Origin of the sequence: Aurantimonas sp. DM33-3 (assembly GCF_014334315.1) — a bacterium.
GTDB lineage: Bacteria > Pseudomonadota > Alphaproteobacteria > Rhizobiales > Rhizobiaceae > Aurantimonas > Aurantimonas coralicida.
Window position 1 is genome coordinate 88,313 of sequence record NZ_JACSGS010000003.1, and the last position, 18,962, is coordinate 107,274.

Genomic DNA, 18,962 nt, shown 5'->3' on the forward strand with positions numbered 1-18,962 from the left:
CACCGCCCGGCGCGTTAGACTTTGGTCTCATCTTGTGGCCCGGCGCGGCCGGCGCAGCGTTTCCCGCCATCGTGATCGCAGCCCGCAACGGCGCGCGCAGGCCCCGCCGGATTCGCGCCCCGGCGCGCCCGGACCTGCCTCTTCCGTAAACGTAAATCGCACTCAACCCCTTGCAAACCATTGGCTTGCGACTGCTCCACCTGCTGCAGCGCCGTTGCGCCTTGCCGCCACCCCGCGATCGGCCGGTCCCGCCCGGCGCGCGGCCTTCCTCACATGAGCGGCTGCTCAAGACGGCCATCTTCCACCTTGATTGACGTGGAGTTTTTAATCGGCAATCTTGCTCGCGCTGGGAGGCAACAGGTCATTCCGAGTGATTTCATAAGGGAGGAGTAGATAATGCTGCGCCGCAATAACAACGTTGAGAGCCTGTCCAAGTCGAATGACGGCGTTTCTCGCCGCAAGTTCCTGAGGGGTGGCGTCGTTGCTGCGGGAGCGGCTGCCGGCACTCTCGCTGCGCCGGCCGTGCTGGCCCAGTCGCCGCTGGTCGTGAAGATGCAGACGTCCTGGCCGGCCTCGGACATCTGGATGGATTTCGCCCGGCAATATGTCGAGCGCGTCGAGACCATGTCCGGCGGCCGCCTCAAGATCGATCTCCTGCCGGCCGGCGCCGTTGTCGCCGCCTTCCAGGTGATGGACGCGGTCAATGACGGCGTCATCGATGCTGCCCATTCGGTGTCGGCCTACTGGTACGGCAAGAACAAGGCCGCCTCGCTGTTCGGCACCGGCCCGGTCTTCGGCGGCAACCCGACCACCATGCTGTCGTGGTTCTACCAGGGCGGCGGCAGCGAGCTCTACAAGGAGCTGACCCAGGACGTCATGGGCCTGAACGTCATCGGCATGATGGGCTTCCCGATGCCGGCACAGCCCTTCGGCTGGTTCAAGGAGCCGGTCAACTCGGTCGCCGACATCGAGGGCTTCAAGTACCGCACCGTGGGTCTGGCTGCCGATCTGATGCAGTCCATGGGCATGAGCGTCGCCCAGCTTCCGGGCGGTGAAATCGTCCCGGCAATGGAGCGCGGCGTCATCGACGCCTTCGAGTTCAACAACCCCTCCTCCGACCGTCGCTTCGGTGCGCAGGACGTGGCCAAGAACTACTATCTCGGCTCCTACCACCAGGCGAGCGAGGCCTTCGAGTTCCTGTTCAACAAGGACTTCATGGAGGATCTCGACGACGACCTGCGGGCCATCATGGAATACAGCGTCGAGGCGGCCTCCACGGCCAACACGGCGCTCGCCCTCAACGAATATTCCAAGGACCTGCAGGAACTGCAGGACGTCGACGGGGTGACGGTCCGCCAGACTCCGCCGGAGATCCTGGAAGCCCAGCTGGAAGCCTGGAAGCAGCTGATCGTCGGGCTCGAGGAAGACACCTTCTTCAAGAAGATCCTCGACAGCCAGCGCGAATGGGTTGAGCGCGTCTCCTATTACGAGCTGCTCAACTCGCCGGATTACCGTCTGGCCTACAACTTCTTCTTCCCGGGCAAGCTGCCGAGCTGACGCCGGCTGCGTCGAAGAACGGAATGTCCGGCGGCTGATACCGCCGGACATTTCTGTACGAGGATCGGGAGTCCATGATCGCATTCATTCGTTTTGCCGACGCCCTGTCGGCAGCTTTCGGCAAGGCCTTTGCCTGGCTGATCATTCTCATGACGTTCGGGACGAGCTACGAGGTCTTTGTGCGATACGTCCTCGGATCGCCGACCCCCTGGGCCCTCGACGTCTCCTTCATCATGTACGGCACGCTCTTCATGATGGGCGGCGCCTATACGTTGTCGCGTAGCGGCCATGTCCGCGGCGACTTCCTGTACCGGATGTGGAAGCCCCGCACCCAGGCCATGGTCGACCTGGTGCTCTACGTCTTCTTCTTCTTTCCCGGCGTCACGGCGCTGATCCTGGCCGGCTGGAAATACGCCGCGCGCTCCTGGCGCTACGGCGAGGTCAGCGTCAACAGCCCGGCCGGCATTCCGATCTACCAGTTCAAGACCGTCATCGTCGCCGCCGGCATCCTCCTCTTCATCCAGGGCATTGCCGAGATGATGCGCTGCATCCAGTGCATCCGTGGCGGTGAATGGATCCGGCCCGAGGAAGACGTTCAGGAAACCGAGGACACCGTCCTCAACAAGGCGACCGCGGCCGAGAGAGATGCCCATCCATGAGTGACCCGCAACTCGCCCTGTTGATGCTGGGGCTGTTTATCTTCCTCGTCTTCCTCGGCTTTCCGATCGCCTTCACCCTCATGGCGATGGGTATCGGCTTCGGCTACTACGCCTATTTCGACCCCAACCGCATGTGGCGCAGCTACAACCGGCTCGACGAGCTGGCCTCTAGCTGGGACAGTTTCACGCTCTGGATAGACGGGTTCTTCAGCAACACGGTCTTCGACCTGTTCATCAACCAGACCTATACGGTGATGGCGAACGAGGTGCTGACGGCCGTCCCGCTGTTCCTGTTCATGGGCTACATCGTCGAACGCGCCAACATCGTCGACCGCCTGTTCACGACGCTCAACATCGCGTCCAAGAACATGCCGGGCTCGATGGGCGTTGCGGCGCTGATCACCTGCGCCCTCTTCGCCACGGCCACCGGCATCGTCGGCGCCGTCGTCACGCTGATGGGCCTTCTCGCCCTGCCGGCGATGCTGAACGCGCGCTACGACAAGTCCTTCGCCTCGGGCATCATCTGCGCCGGCGGCACGCTCGGCATCCTGATCCCGCCTTCGATCATGCTGATCGTCTATGCGGCGGCCTCCGGCGTCTCCATCGTGCGGCTCTATGCCGGCGCCCTGCTGCCGGGCCTGATCCTCGTCGGCCTCTATCTCGTCTACATCGTCGGACGCTCCATCCTGCAGCCGAGCGCCGCCCCGCGCCCGACGAAGGACGAGGTGCCGGACGTGCCGTTCCTGCGGCTGACCTTCATGATCCTGACGTCGTTCCTGCCGCTGGCCTTCCTGATCCTCGCCGTTCTCGGCTCGATCCTGTTCGGCCTCGCCACGCCGACCGAGGCGGCGGCGATCGGTGCCCTCGGCGGCATCCTGCTGGCCGTCGGCTACCGGGCCCTCACCTTCCAGCGGCTGCGCGAATCCGTCTATCTGACGGTCCGCACCACGGCGATGGTCTGCTGGCTCTTCGTCGGTTCCTACATCTTCTCCTCGGTGTTCTCCTATCTCGGCGGCGAGCAGGTGATCTCCGAGTTCGTCCGCGGGCTCGACCTGACGCCGCTGCAGTTCCTGCTGCTGGCCCAGCTGATCATCTTCCTGCTCGGCTGGCCGCTGGAATGGTCGGAGATCATCATCATCTTCGTGCCGATCTTCCTGCCGCTCCTGGAAATGTTCGGCATCGATCCGCTGTTCTTCGGCATCCTGGTCGCCCTGAACCTGCAGACCTCGTTCCTGACGCCGCCCATGGCCATGTCGGCCTATTACCTGAAGGGCATCGCGCCGCCGGACGTGAAGCTGACCGACATCTTCAAGGGCGTCCTGCCCTTCCTGATGATGGTGTTCCTGGCGATGGCGGTGGTCTATCTCGTCCCGCAGTCGGTCTACTACCTCCCGGAAGTCTTCTATGGCCGCTAGGAGTTCGTTGATCGACCTGCCGCCGCTCGACCTGCGCGAGCGGCTGGCAGGGGGCGCCGCGCGCGCGGCGGAGGTCGCCGACGGCGCCGCCGCCAGGGTGGAAAGCGATCCGGCGGCGGCCGCCGCCTTCGCCTGGTTCGATGCCGATTTCGCCCGCCGCCAGGGCGTCCATCTCGACACCCAGCGGGGGCGCCTGCGCTCGATCGGCGCGCTGCACGGCCTGCCGGTCGCGGTCGACGACATGATCGACGCGGCGCGCATGCCGGCCATCGCCGGCTTCGCCCCCTTCACCGGCCGCGTGCCGGAAGCCGATTCCGCCATCGTCGAGCGCCTGCGCTCGGCCGGCGCGCTCATCGCCGGCAAGACCGCGGTACGCGAACTCGGCATCGGCCCTGCGGTCCAGTCGACCGACACCGATGCCCCGGCCACCGGCATCGACGGCTGCGTCACGGCGGTCGCCCGCGGTGCCGTGTCCTTCGGCGTCGGCATGGCGGGCGACGGTGCGCTGATCCGCTCCGCCTCGGCCAGCGGCATCACCGGCTATACCCCGACCTTCGGCGCGATCCCGCGCCGCGGTGTCCGCGACGTGGCGCCTAGCCTCGACGCCCCGGGCGTCTGCGCCCGCAGCATCTCCGGCGTCGCGCTTCTGGCCGAATGCCTGTTCGGCAACGATCTGGCCGATCCCTCGACCGAGGCGACGCCGCATCCGCAGCTCCTTGCCCAGGCAGGCATGACGCCGCCCGTCGTGCCGACGCTGGCGATCGTGCGCACGCCCTGGTGGGACCGCGCCGATCCACTCACCCAGGAAGGCATCGGCGAGGTCGCGAGCGAACTCGGCGAGCGCTGCTTCGACGCCGATCTGCCGGATATCTTCGCCGACGGACTGATCCATGCCGAGCGGGTCCGGCTGGCCGAGGCCGCCAAGAACCTCTTCGGCACGCGCCAACGCTATCCCGGCGCCGTCTCGCCCGAGCTGACGGCCCTCCTGGAACAGGGCGACGCCATCCTCGCCCGCGACTACCTCGCCGCCCTCGACTGGCGCTCAGTGCTCTATGCGGGGCTGGAGGCGGTGCTGTCGCGCTGCGACGCCATCCTCACCCCCGCCGCCATCGGCCCGTCCCGGCCCGGCGTGGCGCCGGAGGGCGAGAACGTGTTCAATGCCCTGTGGACGTTCCTCGGGGTGCCCTCGGTGACGCTGCCGCTGCTGGAGACCCCCGATGGCCAGCCCATCGGCGTCCAGCTCGTCGGCCGGCGCGGCGAGGACGGCCGGCTTCTGCGCACCGCGCACTGGCTCGAAACGCAACTGACCAACGGGAGCGCCTGACATGACACTGGAACGCAAGCTGTCGCTGGTGGCCTACGCCGTCCTGTGCGCCTTCCTGCTGATTCTCATCGTCCACGTGCCGTCGCCGGATCTCGGCCTGGTGCTCCTGGCGACCGTGCTGCTGGCCGGCTACGACCTGTTCTTCCACGATCCGACGCCGAAGCCCTGACGCGCATCGCGCGCGGCGACAGCACACCGTCGCGCGGCCCCGCCGCGCGACACTTCCGGACCCCAGACAGCAAAAAGCCCGGCACGATGGCCGGGCTTTTTTCATGTCGACGCCGTGTCGGCGTCTTACATGCCGAGGCCTTCGTACCGCTTCTTGAAGCGCGACACGCGACCGCCACGGTCCAGCAGCTGCTGGTTGCCGCCGGTCCAGGCCGGATGGCTGGTCGGATCGATGTCGAGATTCATCTTGTCGCCGTCAGAACCCCAGGTCGACCGGGTCTGATACTCGGTGCCATTGGTCATCACGACGGTGATCGTGTGGTAGTCCGGGTGGATTTTGTCTTTCATCGCCTTCGATCCTTGGGTCTGGCCGGATCCCCGCCAAACCGACACAGCTGCGGACAGGGCCGCCTGCAGGTCTCGATGTCGCGGAGTTGGAAAGCGCGATCGCTTTCAAATTCGAGGACGAGCCTATACATGAGGGCACCTATCGGCACAAGAGCCGGAGACCATTCCCGTCGCGGTGTGCGCGGCGGGCCCATGAACTGCGAGAATGACTGGAGGCGGGCTTGCGCCAGATGACAGCCGGCGAGCGCGAAGCCGAACGCAAGCGCCGAGACCTGAAGCCCCTCGCCCGGCTGATTCCCTATCTGAAGCGCTACAAGGCCAAGGTCGCCGGCGCGATCTTCTTCCTGTCGCTGTCGGCCCTCACCACGCTCTCCCTGCCGCTTGCCGTGCGCCGGGTGATCGACAAGGGCTTCGACGCGCCCAGCACCGCCTTCATCGACACCTATTTCGCCATGCTGGTGGTCCTGGCCGCCGTTCTCGCGATCGCCAGCGCCGGCCGCTACTATTTCGTCATCACGCTGGGCGAGCGCGTCGTGGCGGATCTGCGCAAGGATGTCTTCTCCCGGGTCACGCGGCTGTCGCCGGGCTTCTACGACCGGGCGCTGACCGGCGAGATCGTCTCGCGCCTGACCGCCGACACCACCCAGATCAAGTCCGTTGTCGGCGCCACCGCGTCGCTGGCCCTGCGCAACGCCATCCTGTTCATCGGCGCCGTGGTCATGATGGTCATCACCAGCCCCGGCCTGTCGCTGATCGTCATCGCCGCGATTCCCGTCATCATCGTGCCGCTGGTCGCCTTCGGCCGTTCCGTGCGCCGCCGCTCGCGCTACGCCCAGGACACGCTGGCCGATGCCACCGCCTATGCCACCGAGGCGATCGGCGCCGTGCGCACCGTCCAGGCCTTCACCAGCGAGACCGCCACCAGCAACCGCTTCGCCGCCGCCGTCGACCGCGCCTTCCAGGCCGCCCGCGCCTCGGTCAGCGCCCGCGCCTTCCTCACCGCCTTCGCCATCTTCCTGATCTTCTCCTCGATCATCGCCGTCCTGTGGATCGGCGCCCAGCAGGTCACCGAGGGCACCATGAGCGGCGGCACGCTCGGCCAGTTCCTGCTTTACGCCGTCTTCGCCGCAGGCGCTGTGGGCCAGCTCTCGGAGGTCTGGGGCGAGATCGCCCAGGCCGCCGGCGCCGCCGAGCGCCTGTCCGAGCTCCTGGCCGAGGAACCGGCCATCCGCTCGCCCGCAGATCCCGTCGCCCTGCCCCGGCCGGCGCGCGGCGAGGTCGTCTTCGACCGGGTCAGCTTCGCCTATCCGACGCGGCCCGACGTCTCGACGGTCCACGATCTGTCCTTCACCGTGAAGCATGGCGAGACCGTCGCCATTGTCGGGCCGTCCGGCGCCGGTAAGTCGACCATCTTCTCGCTGATCGAGCGCTTCTACGACCCCGATGCCGGCCGCGTCCTGATCGACGGCGTCGACGTGCGCGCGGCTGATCTCGAAGAGCTGCGCAGCCGCATCGCCCTCGTCCCCCAGGACGTGACCATCTTCGCCGCGACCGCCGCCGAGAACATCGGCTTCGGCGATCCGGACGCGTCGCGCCCGCAAGTGGTCTCGGCGGCCCGCTCGGCGCTGGCCGAAGGCTTCATCGAGGCCATGCAGGACGGCTACGACACGGTCATCGGCGAGCGCGGCATTACCCTGTCGGGCGGCCAGCGCCAGCGCGTGGCGATCGCCCGGGCGATCCTGCGCGACGCGCCGATCCTGCTCCTCGACGAGGCGACCTCCGCCCTCGACGCCGAAAGCGAGATCCTCGTTCAGCGGGCGCTGGAAAAGCTGATGGAGGGCCGCACGACGCTGGTCATCGCCCATCGCCTCGCCACGGTCTTGAAGGCCGACCGCATCCTCGTCCTCGACGGCGGCCAGATCGTCGAGGAAGGCACCCACGCCTCGCTCATCGCCAAGGACGGCATCTATGCCCGTCTCGCCCGCCTGCAGTTCGAGGCCGGCCGCACCGACGCGATGCTCGGCGCCGCCGAATAGCAGCGCAGACTCGGCGCACGGCAGCGCCGCGTCCCATCCAGGCGAGCCGTCTCGCCCTTGCCGGGACCGTACACCCCGAGGGCTGGCGTCCCGGCTAATCCACCTCGGGCATGGTCGCGGTCACCTCGATCGCCGCATACCAGGCGGCGAGATCGGCGATGTCGTCGTCTTCCAGCCCCTGTGCGATGATCGACATCTGCTGGTGCTGGCGCGCGCCCGAGCGGAACGCCTTGAGCTGCTCGACGAGATAGAAGGCGCTGTCGCCGGCGATGTTCGGCGCGTCCGGCGCCGTCGCCACGCCGTCGAGGCCGTGGCAGGTGGCGCACATCGCCGCCTTCTCCTTGCCGGCCGCCAGATCGGCGGCCATGGCGGCGGGGGTGGCGAGAACGAGCAGCGCTGCGGCAAGGCCGCGCGGCAAAAACGTGGTCATGGGGTTATCCGTCTGGAGGGTGGCGGGCCGCGCCGATGTCCCGGCGCGGCCCTGTCGGCGTGTCAGGCGCCTATTTGGTGTAGGCGATCCGGTAGATCGCGCCGGCCAGATCGTCGGAGACCAGCAGCGAGCCGTCCTTCAGCGTCGCCACGTCCACCGGACGGCCGATATATTCGCCGCTGTCCGACAGCCAGCCGTCGGCGAAGACTTCCGTCTCCTTGGCCGAGCCGTCCTCGTTGAGCGAGGTGAACATCACCCGCGCGCCGATCGGGTCGGTCCGGTTCCACGAGCCGTGCTGGGCCGAGAAGATGCCGCCGCGATATTTCCGCGGGAAGCTGTCGCCGTCATAGAAGGTCATGCCCAGATCGGCCGCATGGGCGTCCATCTCGACCTCCGGCATCACCACGTCGGCCGGGATCTCGGCGTTCTTGTACTCGTTGGTGCGCACGCTGCCGCCGCCATACCAGGGAAAGCCGAAATCCTGGCCGGCTGCGGTCGCCCGGTTCAGCTCGCCCGGCGGGATGTCGTCGCCCATACCGTCGACCTGGTTGTCGGTGAACCACAGCTCGCCATTGTCCGGGTTGAAGTCCATGCCGACCGAATTGCGCACGCCGGTGGCGTAGACCTCGCGGCCGCTGCCGTCACGCTCCATCCGCACGATGCCGCCGATGCCCTCGCGCTTGTAGAGGTCGCTCTTCTCCTCGGGCGGCACGTTGTAGGGCTGGCCGAGCGAGACATAGAGCTTGTTGTCCGGCCCGATCCGGCAGACGCGGGCGGTGTGGTTGAAGGATTCCTCGGCGGCCGGAATCAGCTCGCCCTTGTCCACCACCACGCCGACGGCCACGTCCGGGCTCTCGTAGAAGAACTCGGCGGCCGGCAGCACCAGCACCCGGTTCTGCTCGGCGATGAACAGGAAGCCGTCATCGGAGAAGCAGACGCCGTTCGGGATGGTGAAGTCGATCGACGGGGCGAACTGCTTCACCTCGTCGGCCACCCGGTTACGGTCGCGGTCGGTGATCGCCCAGACGGTCTGCTTGCGGGTGCCCACGAAGGTGGCGACGCCCTGCGGCCCGACGGCGATGTGGCGGGCGTCAGGGACCACCGCGAACAGCGAGATCTCGAAGCCGTCCGGCAGCGTGATCGCTTCCAGGTTCTTGCGCAGCTGATCGGCATATTCGCCGGTCTGGTCGATGGTCTGGAAGTCCATCGATGTGCCGGTCGACTGCATGCCCTGCAGCTTCTTCATGTTGTCGTCGGATTGCGCCGCCGCCGGCGACACCGCCATGAGTGCGAACACGGCGACCGTGCTCATCAGGATCCTGTGCATGTTTCCTCCCCTGCCGCGCTGGGCGCGATCGTTGTGGAGGGGGTGCCCTTCCCCTCGGGCAGGATGCTGGCATGGGGGTCGCGACAAGGTCAATCACGCAGCGCGGCAGTTCGCTCCGCCGCAGCGCGCCGCAAGGTCGCAGGCTTTGCGGCGGCGCGCGGGGCGCGCCGGCTCAGCGTTCGGTCAGCTTGAACTCGATGCGCCGGTTGCGGGCGCGGGCCTCGGGCGTGTTCTCGGGATCGATCGGCTGGTATTCGCCGAAGCCAGTCGCCGCCAGCCGCTCGGGCGGCACCCCCTGGCTGATCAGATACTTGACCACCGCGCCGGCGCGCTCGGTCGACAGCTCCCAATTGTCCTCGAACCGGCCGCCGGAGATCGGCACATTGTCGGTGTGCCCATCGACCCGGATGATCCAGTTGATGTCCGACGGGATCTCGCGGTTGAGCGCGACGATCGCCTCGGCGAGCTTGGCCATCTCGTCGGTGCCTTCCTCCTGCAGGACGTCCGAGCCCGAGGGGAACAGCACTTCCGACTGGAACACGAAGCGGTCGCCGACGATGCGGATGTTCTCGCGATCCGACAGGATCTCGCGCAGCCGGCCGAAGAAGTCCGAGCGGTAGCGCGACAGCTCCTGTACCCTTTGGGCCAGCGCCACGTTCAGGCGCCGGCCGAGATCGGCGATCTTGGTCTGGCTTTCCGCGTCGCGGCTCTCCGACACCTCCAGCGCCCGCTCCAGGGCGCCGATCTGCTGGCGCAGGGCGGCAAGCTGCCGGTTGAGCAGTTCCACCTGCGAGCGGGCCCGCTGCGACAGCTCCTGCTCCTCGCTGAGCGCCGTCTGCAGGCCCTCGACCCGGGCCGAGGCGGCGGCGGCCGAGCCCGATCCCGATTCCAGCGCCTCCTGCAGGCGCGAGCGCTCCTCCTCGATGCCGGCGAGTGAGGCCCGCAGATTGGCGATCTGGTCCTCGTTGTCCTGGGTGGTCGAGCGCTCCAGCGCCAACAGCTGCGTCAGCTCGTTGATCTGGCTGTTCAGCCGGTCGAGCACCTCGTCCTTGCCGGTGATCTCGCGGCTGAGCAGGAACTGCGCCAGCACGAACACCGACAGCAGGAACATGATCGCCAGCAGCAGCGTCGACAGCGCATCGACGAAGCCCGGCCAGTAATCGACCGACCGATCGCTCCTGCGGTTGCGCGACAGCGCCATGGCTAGGGTTCCTTGCGCTTGTCGCCGAGACTGCCGGCGAGCCGGTCCAGCACCTGCCGCAACTCGCGCTGCTCACCGGCCTGGGTCTCCACGAAGTCGCGCAGCATCTGCTGCTCGCTGCGCATGTGGGTGACGAGGCCCTGGATGCTCTCGGCCAGATTGGCCATGGCGGCGCTGGTGCGCGGTGTCGTGGTCTGGTCCTTGGCGATCTTGTCGATCTGCTCGGACAATTGCCGCAACTGCTCCGAACCGCCGGCGGCGACCTGCGCCCCCTCGCCCGTCGGCGGCAGCACCATGTCGGAGCCGACATCGGTCACCGAGGACAGCCAGTTTTCCAGCTCGGTATAGAACCGGTTCTGCGCCCGCCCGACCTGCAGGTCGAGAAAGCCGAGCACCAGCGAGCCGGACAGGCCGAACAGCGACGAGGAAAACGCCGTGCCCATGCCCGACAGCGGCGCGGCGAGGCCCGCCTTCAACGCGTCGAGGACGCTGGCGGTGTCGCCGGCGGCCGGATCGAGGCCCTGGATGGTCGCGCCGATCGAGCCGATGGTGCGCAACAGGCCCCAGAACGTGCCGAGCAGGCCGAGGAAGACCAGGAGGCCGATCAGGTAGCGGGCGATGTCGCGGGTCTCGTCGAGGCGCGTGGCGATCGAATCGAGGATCGAGCGCATCGAATGGGTCGACAGCGAGATCGAGCGCCGGCGGCCGATCAGGCCGCGCATCGGCGCCAAAAGCACCGGGTCCTTCAGCCGGTCGAAATCCGACGAGCCCTCGCGGAAGGCGTTGACCCAGCGGACTTCGCGCGACAGCCGCAGCACCTGCAGGAAGGCCAGCAGGATGCCGACGGCCAGAACGCCGATGATCAGGCCGTTCAGCCCGGGATTGGTGGCGAAGGCGGTGGAGATCTGCCGGCCGAGGATTGCCGCCACGAAGGAGGCCAGCGCCAGGAACACCAGCATCGACCACAGGAAGACCATGGGGCTCGACAGCCGGTTCGGATCGAAATCATCCGGCCGCCCGGTGTTGTCCGTAGACGATCTGAAGACCTGCATCGCGTTCCAATCAACTCCGCCGGTTCGGGTCCACGGCACGGACCCCGCTGCCCGCGTTCACTCGAACCATAAGGCAAGGTAAGGAATAATGCGGCTCTTTTAAACGCCCGTTACGGCGCCCCGCCAGCCGTCCCCGGCCGTCTGCCCCGGCCGACGATACGGCCGCGGTCGTCTCAGCCGTTCTGGGCGGCGGCCGTGCGCTTGCGCTCGGCCAGGGCAATCTGGTCGCTCAGCGCCTTGCGCATGAACTCGTTGCCGCAGATCACGTCGCCGATCTCGTGGTCGAACTTGGCGCCGTTCATGCCGCTGATGAAGCCGCCCGCCTCGCGCACCAGGATCGAACCGGCGGCCACGTCCCAGGGCTTCAGCTTGCGCTCCCAGAAGCCGTCGAGCCGGCCGGCCGCCACATAGGCCATGTCGAGAGAGGCCGCGCCCATGCGGCGCACGCCCGAGGTCTCGCCCATGATCTGGCGCAGCTCGTACAGATAGCCGGCATGGTCGCCATGGCCGAGAAACGGCGTGCCGGTGCCGAACAGCGCTTCCGCCAGCGACTTGCGGGCCGCGACCCGCAGGCGCCGGTCGTTGACGAAGGCACCGCCGCCCTTCTCCGCCGTGTAGAGCTCGTCCATCGCCGGGTTGAACACCACGCCGGCGACGATCTGGCCGTCACGCTCGAGGCCGATCGAGATGGCGAATTGCGGAATGCCGTGCAGGAAGTTGGTGGTGCCGTCCAGCGGGTCGACGATCCAGCGGTGCTGCGGGTCGTTGCCCTCGACGACGCCGCGCTCCTCCATCAGGAAGCCCCAGTCCGGGCGCGCCCGCGACAGTTCCTGGTGGACGATCTCCTCGGCCCGCCGGTCGGCATTGGACACGAAATCCGCCGGTCCCTTCATCGAGACCTGCAGGTTCTGCACCTCGCCGAAGTCGCGGATCAGGGAACGGCCGGCCTTCATGGCGGCCTGCGTCATCACATGGAGAAGCGCGGATCGGGCCATCGTCTGCTTTCGTCGAATAAGAGTGGGCCGCCCGGATGGCGGCCGCCGTCAGGAAATCTCGGGCTCAGCCTCAGTCGGCGCGGCGCAGATAGGTGATCTCGTTGGTGTCGACGAGAATGCGCTCGCCGGTCTCGATGAACGGCGGCACCATCACGCGCATGCCGTTCTCCATCACCGCCGGCTTGTAGGACGAGGCCGCGGTCTGGCCCTTGACCACCGGGTCGGCCTCGACGATCGCCAGCACCACCTGGTCGGGCAGCTTGATGCCGATCGGCTTGTCCTCGTGGCTTTCCACCGTGACCATCATGCCGTCCTGCAGGAAGGCCGTGCGCTCGCCGACGAAGTCCTTCTGGAGCTCCAGCTGCTCGTAGGTCTCGGTATCCATGAACACCAGCATCTCGCCCTCGGCGTAGAGGAACTGGTAGTCCTTCTGCTCCAGGCGGACGCGCTCGACGGTCTCGGAGGCGCGGAAGCGCTCGTTCAGCTTGGTGCCGTCGATCAGGTTCTTCAGCTCGACCTGGGCGAAGGCGCCGCCCTTGCCGGGCTTCACATGGGCGGTCTTCACCGCCGCCCACAGGCCGCCATTGTGCTCGATGACGTTGCCGGGGCGAATTTCGTTTCCGTTGATCTTCATCGATGCTCTCGAAGGGTTCTCGCGTCGGCGACGATCCGGTCGCACGGCAGCGGCAGCGTTATTGATCGGCAGGCTCGCTCGCCGGAAGGGGGCGGCCGGCCGGTGCCGGGCTCCATGCCTTCGTCTGACGATCTCTGCGGGTCGGGGCTCAAGACCATAATTTACCCCGCCATTCAAGCCTCGTGGCGGGTTTCGGCTGTCCCGCTCAGCGCAAACGGAACCGGTTGGCCGCCTCCAGGGCCGACTTCTGGGTCTGCGGATCGAGCCCGCGGAAGAAGTCGTCGAGGGTCGGGTCGGAGTTTTCCACCCGCTTGGCCAGCACCGCCCATTTCGCCGCCTGCAGCCGGTCCGGCGCCGTTCCCACCCCATCCTTGTAGAGATGCGCCACCCGGTTGATGGCGATGGGATTGCCCCGGTCGGCCGCCCGCTTGAGGAAGCGGAAGCCGTCCTCGAGCTGCGGCGGACCGCCCTTGCCGTTGATCAGCCAGATGCCGAATTCCACCTGTGCCGCGCCGAGGCCGTTGATCGCCGCCGCCCGCAGCCATTTGCGCGCCACGGCACTGTCGGCCTGCACGCCGCGGCCATATTCATAGAGCTGCGACATGGCGTATTGGGCGTCGGCGACGCCGGCATTGGCGGCCTTCTGGAAATAGCCGAAAGCCTCCTCGAAGCCGCCCGAGGGCGAGGCCTGGACGATCATCTGGGCGTAATTGTACTGGGCCAGCGGCAGGCCCTGCTCGGCCGCCGCCGCCATCAGGTCGCGCGCCTTGGCGATGTCCGAGGCGACCACGGTCCCGTCGAGCAGCATCAGCGCGAAGCGGAACTGGCCCTCGGCGCTGCCGGCCTTGGCCGCCGCCTCGTACCAGTGCGCCGCCTTCTGCAGATCCTGCGGCACGCCGAGTGCCCGCGAATAGATTTCGCCGAGCAGCGTCTGCGCCGCCGGGTCGCCGAGATTGGCGATCGGCTCGGCCAGCTTCAGCGCCGTCAGGTAGAAGCCGCGCTGATAGGCGCCGTAGGCGAGATCGCTGGGGGACGGCTGCTGGCCTTCGGCCGGCGGCGCCTTGGGCGCGACCTCCGCGGGCACCGGCAGCGCCTCGCCCTGCGCGCCCTCGGTCAGCGTGCCCTGGTCCAGCGTAGCCGGTTCGGCCGCCGCGGCCTCAGCCGGCGCATCGTCGCTCTGGGCCCGGGCCGGCCCGGCGCCGATGATCAGCGCCGCCAGGCCCGCTAGAAGGACAAGCCGCCCGCCGGCCGCTCGTTCGGGCGCTCTCATGCGGCCGCGCTTTCGAACCAGGCGTCGATCAGGCTATTGGCCCGCGCCACCATCTCGCCCGCCGCATCCGGCTGGGCGAAGACGGCAGCCGACAGGGCGATGAACTCGGCCCGTGTCGCCGCGGCCTCCACCACGCTCTCGATGTCCGAACCGGCCAGGACGATGCAGGGCAGTTCGACGATCTCCGCCCACCATTCGCCCATGGCGATGCTCTTGGGATGCGGGTTCGGATCGACGTCGCCGCCGAACCGGCCGAACATCAAGTAGTCGGGGCGCAGCTCGCCGGCTTCCAGCGCGTCGTGCCGGGTCTCGAAGCCCGAGGCGCCGACGATCAGCTTCGGCGCGAAGCGCTCCATGGCCTCGCCCAGTTCGGCCGGATCGCCCGACGTCAGGTGAATGCCGTCGGCCTGGACGCGGCCGGCACACTGGGTGTCGTCGGCGACGATCGCCGCGGCGCCGGCCGCCTGGATGATCGGCACCAGCTTCTCGGCAAGGTTCTGGAAGGAGACGGCGTCGCGGCCGGCCGGGTCGAGAATGACCGAGGCGACGTCGCCGCCGGCAAGCGCGGCCTGCACGGCCGTCACGGCATCAGCGTCGCCGAGCGGCGTGGTCAGGAGTACGAGCCGGGGACGGATGTATTCGGTGTCCATCGAAAATCTTGACCTTGCATGTCGGGCGCCGATCGTCGTGTCGGCGGTTTCGCGAAAGGCTTTAGCAAATCACTCGCCGGGTGGGAAACATCCGCCGTGCCGCGGCCGCGCCCACTGCCGATGCCCCGGCGCATCTCGCCGGATGCCGCCATGGCCCACAGTTGCCATGGCGGTGTGACGGTTCTACTCCTGCGGCACCTTCGTTTGCCGACTCCGACCGGAAGCCGTCCGCCGCGTGATCACCGACCCGCTGTTCTATCTCGTCGCGATCCCCGCGGTGTTTCTCGTCGGCCTTGCCAAGGGTGGCTTCGGTGGCGCGCTGACGCTGGTCGGCGTCCCGCTCATGGCCGTCGTCATCTCGCCGGTCACCGCCGCGGCGATCATGCTGCCGGTGCTGGTGGCCATGGACATCGTCGGCCTCGTCGCCTGGCGCGGCACCTTCGACCGCCGCGTCATCGCCATCATGCTGCCGGCCTCCTTCGGCGGCGTCCTTCTCGGCTATCTCACCGCCACCATGGTCTCCGCCGACGGCATCCGCCTCGTCATCGGCCTTTTGGCGCTGTGGTTCGCCGCCGAGTGGTTCTGGCGCTCGCGCCATCAGCTCGAGCCACGGCCGCGCAACACCGCCAAGAGCCTGAGCTGGGGCGCCATCGCCGGCTTCTCCAGCTTCGTCAGCCATGCCGGCGGCCCGCCCTTCCAGGTCGCGGTCATGCCGCTGCGCCTGCCGCCGCCGGTCTATGCCGGCACGTCGGTGCTGTTCTTCGCCTCCACCAATGCCGTCAAGCTGATCCCCTATTTCCTGCTCGGCCAGTTCTCGGCCGACAATCTGGCGACCTCGGCGGTGCTCATGCCGCTGGCGCCGGTCGCCACGCTTGCCGGCGTCTGGCTGGTGCGCCGCGTCGACCCGAAGGCCTTCTACTGGATCGCCTACATGGTGCTGGTGCCGGTCGGCCTGAAGCTCATCGTCGACGGCGCCCGGGCGCTGTTCTTCTAGGGCCCTCTGCCGGCGTTCCGCGCAATCCGCCGTGACGCGCGCCTCCCGATCTTCTATAGAACAGCCCCAAACGGGGGAGTTCGGGACGAAACACATGGGCATCTACGACGAGCATCTCGATCGCAACGCGGCCAATTACCAGCCGCTGACGCCGCTCAGCCACCTGGCCCGCGCGGCGCTGGTGCATCCGGACCGGGTCGCCATCATCCACGGCGCACTGCGGCGGACCTATGCCGAGTTCTACGCGCGCTCGCGCCGCCTCGGCTCGGCGCTGGAACGGCGCGGCATTGCGCGCGGCGACACCGTCGCGGTGATGCTGTCCAACACGCCGGCCATGCTCGAGGCCCATCACGGCGTGCCCATGACCGGGGCCGTGCTCCTGTCCATCAACACCCGCCTCGACGCCGACATCATCGCCTTCCAGCTCGACCATTCCGAAGCCAGGGTCGTGCTGGTCGATCGCGAATTCTCCGGCGTCATGGCCGAGGCGCTGAGGAAGGCCAAGGTCACGCCCCTCGTCGTCGACTACGACGATCCGGATTTCCCCGCCGACGCCCCGGTCGCCAAGGGACCGGCCATCGGCAGCCTGGAATACGAGGCGCTCGTCGCCGAGGGCGACCCGGACTATGTCTGGCACATGCCCAACGACGAGTGGGACGCCATCTCGCTCAATTACACCTCCGGCACCACCGGCAATCCCAAGGGCGTTGTCTACCACCATCGCGGCGCCGCACTGATGGGCTACGCCAATGTCATCGCCTCCGGCATGGGCCGCTATCCGGTCTATCTGTGGACGCTGCCGATGTTCCACTGCAACGGCTGGTGCTTCCCCTGGACCCTCGCGGTTCAGGCCGGCACCCATGTCTGCCTGCGCTGGGTCCGGGCGAAGGCGATGTTCGACGCCCTCGCCGATCACGGCGTCACCCATCTGTGCGGCGCGCCGGTGGTCATGGCGACACTGATCAACGCCGATGCCGGCGACAAGCGCGACTTCGACCAGACCGTCACCTTCAACACCGCCGCGGCCCCGCCGCCGCAATCGGTGCTGTCGGGCATGCGCGACGCCGGCTTCGAGGTCACCCATCTCTACGGCCTGACCGAGACCTACGGCCCCGCCGTGGTCAACGAATGGAAGGACGAGTGGAACGCCCTCGACGGCCCGGCCCGCGCCGCCCAGACGGCGCGCCAGGGCGTGCGCTATCCGGCGCTGGAGGATCTGGCGGTGATGCATTCGGAGACGATGGAGAAGACCCCGGCCGACGGCGAGACCATCGGCGAGGTCATGTTCCGCGGCAACATCGTCATGCGCGGCTATCTGAAGAACCCCGAGGCCTCCGCCGAGGCGTTCCGCGGCGGCTGGTTCCATTCCGGCGATCTCGGCGTCCTGCACGAGGACGGCTATATCGAGCTGAAGGACCGCGCCAAGGACATCATCATCTCGGGCGGCGAGAACATCTCCTCCATCGAGGTCGAGGACGCGCTCTACCAGCACCCGGATGTCGCGACCGCCGCGGTGGTCGCCAAGCCGGACGAGAAATGGGGCGAGACGCCGCTGGCCTTCGTCGAGCTGAAGCCCGGCCGCAGCGTCACCGAGGCCGATCTCATCGCCCATTGCCGCGAGCGGCTGGCGCGCTTCAAATGCCCCAAGGAGATCCGCTTCCAGGAGGTCCCCAAGACCTCGACCGGCAAGATCCAGAAATACGTGCTGCGCAAGGCGATCGGCTGAGAATGGCGGCGCGGCGCCCGGGCCCGGACAAAAAACGCCCCGACACCGTTGCCGGTGCCGGGGCGGAATTGCTTGGGAGGTTTGAGATCAGCCGGCGGGCTGGCGCAGCCGCTCGATCTCGTCCTTCAGTTGGAGCTTCTTTCGCTTCATCTCCCGGAGTTCCGAATCCCTCATCGCCGGTTTCGATACCAGCGCAGCTGAAATCTCGTGGTCGAGCGCCGAGTGGCGTTGTTCCAGCGTAGCGAGATGGGTATCCAAGGACATGGCTTCTCCCTTCGTGAGTTAGGTCGCGGTCCGCAATGCGAACCGGAGCCAGCAACCAGTCGACGGTGTCACAAGAGTGTCGCACTGTCGATTGGTCCGGCGGTCGCTATCGTCCGATGGGCGGTTTTGCTAATCGTCCGTCACGACTGTCTGGACAATTGTCGAGACCCCGGTTCGGTTGCACGCGGCGGTGCCTGAAAGGAACAGAATGGCGGATCAGGAACAGGCGGCCTTGAGGCTGCAGGTGGCGCGTCTGCGGCAGGAACATGCCGATTTCGATGCGGCCGTGAACGCGATGGTCGCAACCGGCTGCGACCGGCTGCAGGTCCAGCGCATGAAGAAGAAAAAGCTGACCATCCGGGACCGCCTGCAGGATCTGGAGGATCAGATCATTCCGGACATCAGCGCATGAGCGACGCCGCCCTCTCCCCGCTCGTCGCCATCATCATGGGCAGCCAGTCCGACTGGTCGGTGATGAAGAACGCCGCCGACACGCTCGACGCCCTGGCCATCGGCTATGACGCGCAGATCGTCTCGGCCCACCGCACGCCCGAGCGCCTCTACGATTTCGCCCGCGGCGCGAAGGCTGCCGGCTTCAAGGTCGTCATCGCCGGGGCCGGCGGCGCCGCCCATCTCCCCGGCATGACCGCGGCGATGACGCCGCTGCCGGTGTTCGGCGTCCCGGTCGAAAGCCGTGCCCTGTCCGGCCAGGACAGCCTCCTCTCCATCGTCCAGATGCCCGCCGGCGTGCCCGTCGGAACCCTGGCCATCGGCCGCGCCGGCGCCGTCAACGCGGCGCTCCTCGCCGCCAGCGTGCTCGCATTGTCCGACGACGCCCTCGCCGGCCGCCTCGATGCATGGCGCCAGGCCCAGACCGACGCGGTCGCCGCCGCGCCCGTGGATACCCCGTGA

At 67.7% G+C, this 18,962-nt stretch carries 20 protein-coding genes; 10 read left to right on the plus strand and 10 right to left on the minus strand.

Translation table 11 applies throughout. The features are described from left to right. The first annotated feature begins 396 nt into the window (after positions 1-396). From H9Q09_RS05415 to H9Q09_RS05435, 5 genes are all read left to right on the plus strand, one after another. Entirely contained in the window at positions 397-1,557 is a 1,161-nt protein-coding gene (locus H9Q09_RS05415; RefSeq protein WP_024348887.1) for a TRAP transporter substrate-binding protein, read from the plus strand. Positions 1,558-1,631: 74 nt separating this feature from the next. Beyond that, positions 1,632-2,216 carry a TRAP transporter small permease subunit gene (locus H9Q09_RS05420; protein WP_024348888.1) on the plus strand — a complete coding sequence of 195 codons (585 nt, stop codon included), beginning with the start codon at positions 1,632-1,634 and terminating at the stop codon, positions 2,214-2,216. Next, positions 2,213-3,631 carry a TRAP transporter large permease subunit gene (locus H9Q09_RS05425; protein ID WP_187390221.1) on the plus strand — a complete coding sequence of 473 codons (1,419 nt, stop codon included), beginning with the start codon at positions 2,213-2,215 and terminating at the stop codon, positions 3,629-3,631. The genes H9Q09_RS05420 and H9Q09_RS05425 overlap by 4 nt, the downstream gene beginning before the upstream one ends. A 7-nt stretch (positions 3,632-3,638) precedes the next feature. Further along, a complete protein-coding gene (locus H9Q09_RS05430; RefSeq protein ID WP_187390222.1) occupies positions 3,639-4,955 on the plus strand; it encodes an amidase family protein in 1,317 nt (438 codons plus the stop codon). Position 4,956: 1 nt separating this feature from the next. Beyond that, entirely contained in the window at positions 4,957-5,124 is a 168-nt protein-coding gene (locus H9Q09_RS05435; RefSeq protein WP_169513613.1) for a hypothetical protein, read from the plus strand. 125 nt (positions 5,125-5,249) lie between these two features. On the opposite strand, the gene rpmE is transcribed toward H9Q09_RS05435, so the two are convergent. Then, positions 5,250-5,471 (minus strand): 50S ribosomal protein L31, encoded by a 222-nt coding sequence (gene rpmE / locus H9Q09_RS05440; RefSeq protein WP_024348891.1) that lies wholly within the window; start codon positions 5,469-5,471, stop codon positions 5,250-5,252. Between the two features lie 230 nt (positions 5,472-5,701). Between rpmE and H9Q09_RS05445 the strand changes: the two genes are divergently transcribed. Further along, positions 5,702-7,507 (plus strand): ABC transporter transmembrane domain-containing protein, encoded by a 1,806-nt coding sequence (locus H9Q09_RS05445; protein WP_187390457.1) that lies wholly within the window; start codon positions 5,702-5,704, stop codon positions 7,505-7,507. 94 nt (positions 7,508-7,601) lie between these two features. Here the strand turns inward: H9Q09_RS05445 and H9Q09_RS05450 are convergent, their stop codons facing one another. The 8 genes from H9Q09_RS05450 to H9Q09_RS05485 form a co-directional block, all read right to left on the minus strand. After that, entirely contained in the window at positions 7,602-7,937 is a 336-nt protein-coding gene (locus tag H9Q09_RS05450) for a cytochrome c (RefSeq protein WP_040325272.1), read from the minus strand. A gap of 70 nt (positions 7,938-8,007) precedes the next feature. Then, positions 8,008-9,249, minus strand: a complete 1,242-nt coding sequence (locus H9Q09_RS05455) for a PQQ-dependent sugar dehydrogenase (protein ID WP_246716023.1) — start codon at positions 9,247-9,249, stop codon at positions 8,008-8,010. A 187-nt stretch (positions 9,250-9,436) separates the two neighbouring features. After that, positions 9,437-10,465 (minus strand): peptidoglycan -binding protein, encoded by a 1,029-nt coding sequence (locus H9Q09_RS05460; RefSeq protein WP_187390224.1) that lies wholly within the window; start codon positions 10,463-10,465, stop codon positions 9,437-9,439. 2 nt (positions 10,466-10,467) lie between these two features. Beyond that, the gene (locus tag H9Q09_RS05465; protein ID WP_024348896.1) at positions 10,468-11,517 is read right to left on the minus strand and encodes a MotA/TolQ/ExbB proton channel family protein; all 1,050 of its coding nucleotides are present in this window, start codon (positions 11,515-11,517) and stop codon (positions 10,468-10,470) included. Between the two features lie 173 nt (positions 11,518-11,690). Further along, positions 11,691-12,512 carry an inositol monophosphatase family protein gene (locus H9Q09_RS05470; protein WP_187390225.1) on the minus strand — a complete coding sequence of 274 codons (822 nt, stop codon included), beginning with the start codon at positions 12,510-12,512 and terminating at the stop codon, positions 11,691-11,693. Between the two features lie 70 nt (positions 12,513-12,582). After that, complete coding sequence (gene efp / locus H9Q09_RS05475) at positions 12,583-13,146, minus strand: elongation factor P (protein WP_187390226.1); 564 nt, start codon at positions 13,144-13,146, stop codon at positions 12,583-12,585. 205 nt (positions 13,147-13,351) lie between these two features. Continuing rightward, on the minus strand, positions 13,352-14,416 hold the full coding sequence (locus tag H9Q09_RS05480; RefSeq protein ID WP_187390227.1) for a tetratricopeptide repeat protein: 1,065 nt from the start codon (positions 14,414-14,416) through the stop codon (positions 13,352-13,354). Beyond that, a complete protein-coding gene (locus H9Q09_RS05485) occupies positions 14,413-15,066 on the minus strand; it encodes a thiamine phosphate synthase (protein WP_187390228.1) in 654 nt (217 codons plus the stop codon). Before H9Q09_RS05485 ends, H9Q09_RS05480 begins: the two co-directional genes overlap by 4 nt. 235 nt (positions 15,067-15,301) lie before the next feature. Here H9Q09_RS05485 and H9Q09_RS05490 point away from each other — a divergent pair, with 235 nt between their 5' ends. Then, positions 15,302-16,060, plus strand: coding sequence for a sulfite exporter TauE/SafE family protein (locus H9Q09_RS05490; protein ID WP_187390229.1), 759 nt, complete (start codon positions 15,302-15,304; stop codon positions 16,058-16,060). Between the two features lie 94 nt (positions 16,061-16,154). Then, on the plus strand, positions 16,155-17,786 hold the full coding sequence (locus tag H9Q09_RS05495; protein WP_187390230.1) for an acyl-CoA synthetase: 1,632 nt from the start codon (positions 16,155-16,157) through the stop codon (positions 17,784-17,786). A gap of 87 nt (positions 17,787-17,873) precedes the next feature. Here the strand turns inward: H9Q09_RS05495 and H9Q09_RS05500 are convergent, their stop codons facing one another. Further along, positions 17,874-18,050 (minus strand): YdcH family protein, encoded by a 177-nt coding sequence (locus H9Q09_RS05500; protein ID WP_035694417.1) that lies wholly within the window; start codon positions 18,048-18,050, stop codon positions 17,874-17,876. 208 nt (positions 18,051-18,258) lie between these two features. Here H9Q09_RS05500 and H9Q09_RS05505 point away from each other — a divergent pair, with 208 nt between their 5' ends. Both H9Q09_RS05505 and purE read left to right on the plus strand, forming a co-directional pair. Then, a complete protein-coding gene (locus H9Q09_RS05505) occupies positions 18,259-18,462 on the plus strand; it encodes a YdcH family protein (protein ID WP_024348902.1) in 204 nt (67 codons plus the stop codon). Further along, positions 18,459-18,962, plus strand: coding sequence for a 5-(carboxyamino)imidazole ribonucleotide mutase (purE, locus tag H9Q09_RS05510; protein ID WP_187390231.1), 504 nt, complete (start codon positions 18,459-18,461; stop codon positions 18,960-18,962). Before H9Q09_RS05505 ends, purE begins: the two co-directional genes overlap by 4 nt.

Coding starts and splice junctions, on each gene's coding strand:
- H9Q09_RS05415 (WP_024348887.1), top strand. CDS start 397: ATGCTGCGCCGCAATAACAACGTTGAGAGCCTGTCCAAGTCGAATGAC.
- H9Q09_RS05420 (WP_024348888.1), top strand. CDS start 1,632: ATGATCGCATTCATTCGTTTTGCCGACGCCCTGTCGGCAGCTTTCGGC.
- H9Q09_RS05425 (WP_187390221.1), top strand. CDS start 2,213: ATGAGTGACCCGCAACTCGCCCTGTTGATGCTGGGGCTGTTTATCTTC.
- H9Q09_RS05435 (WP_169513613.1), top strand. CDS start 4,957: ATGACACTGGAACGCAAGCTGTCGCTGGTGGCCTACGCCGTCCTGTGC.
- rpmE (WP_024348891.1), bottom strand. CDS start 5,471: ATGAAAGACAAAATCCACCCGGACTACCACACGATCACCGTCGTGATG.
- H9Q09_RS05445 (WP_187390457.1), top strand. CDS start 5,702: ATGACAGCCGGCGAGCGCGAAGCCGAACGCAAGCGCCGAGACCTGAAG.
- H9Q09_RS05450 (WP_040325272.1), bottom strand. CDS start 7,937: ATGACCACGTTTTTGCCGCGCGGCCTTGCCGCAGCGCTGCTCGTTCTC.
- H9Q09_RS05455 (WP_246716023.1), bottom strand. CDS start 9,249: ATGAGCACGGTCGCCGTGTTCGCACTCATGGCGGTGTCGCCGGCGGCG.
- H9Q09_RS05460 (WP_187390224.1), bottom strand. CDS start 10,465: ATGGCGCTGTCGCGCAACCGCAGGAGCGATCGGTCGGTCGATTACTGG.
- H9Q09_RS05465 (WP_024348896.1), bottom strand. CDS start 11,517: ATGCAGGTCTTCAGATCGTCTACGGACAACACCGGGCGGCCGGATGAT.
- H9Q09_RS05470 (WP_187390225.1), bottom strand. CDS start 12,512: ATGGCCCGATCCGCGCTTCTCCATGTGATGACGCAGGCCGCCATGAAG.
- efp (WP_187390226.1), bottom strand. CDS start 13,146: ATGAAGATCAACGGAAACGAAATTCGCCCCGGCAACGTCATCGAGCAC.
- H9Q09_RS05480 (WP_187390227.1), bottom strand. CDS start 14,416: ATGAGAGCGCCCGAACGAGCGGCCGGCGGGCGGCTTGTCCTTCTAGCG.
- H9Q09_RS05485 (WP_187390228.1), bottom strand. CDS start 15,066: ATGGACACCGAATACATCCGTCCCCGGCTCGTACTCCTGACCACGCCG.
- H9Q09_RS05495 (WP_187390230.1), top strand. CDS start 16,155: ATGGGCATCTACGACGAGCATCTCGATCGCAACGCGGCCAATTACCAG.
- H9Q09_RS05500 (WP_035694417.1), bottom strand. CDS start 18,050: ATGTCCTTGGATACCCATCTCGCTACGCTGGAACAACGCCACTCGGCG.
- H9Q09_RS05505 (WP_024348902.1), top strand. CDS start 18,259: ATGGCGGATCAGGAACAGGCGGCCTTGAGGCTGCAGGTGGCGCGTCTG.
- purE (WP_187390231.1), top strand. CDS start 18,459: ATGAGCGACGCCGCCCTCTCCCCGCTCGTCGCCATCATCATGGGCAGC.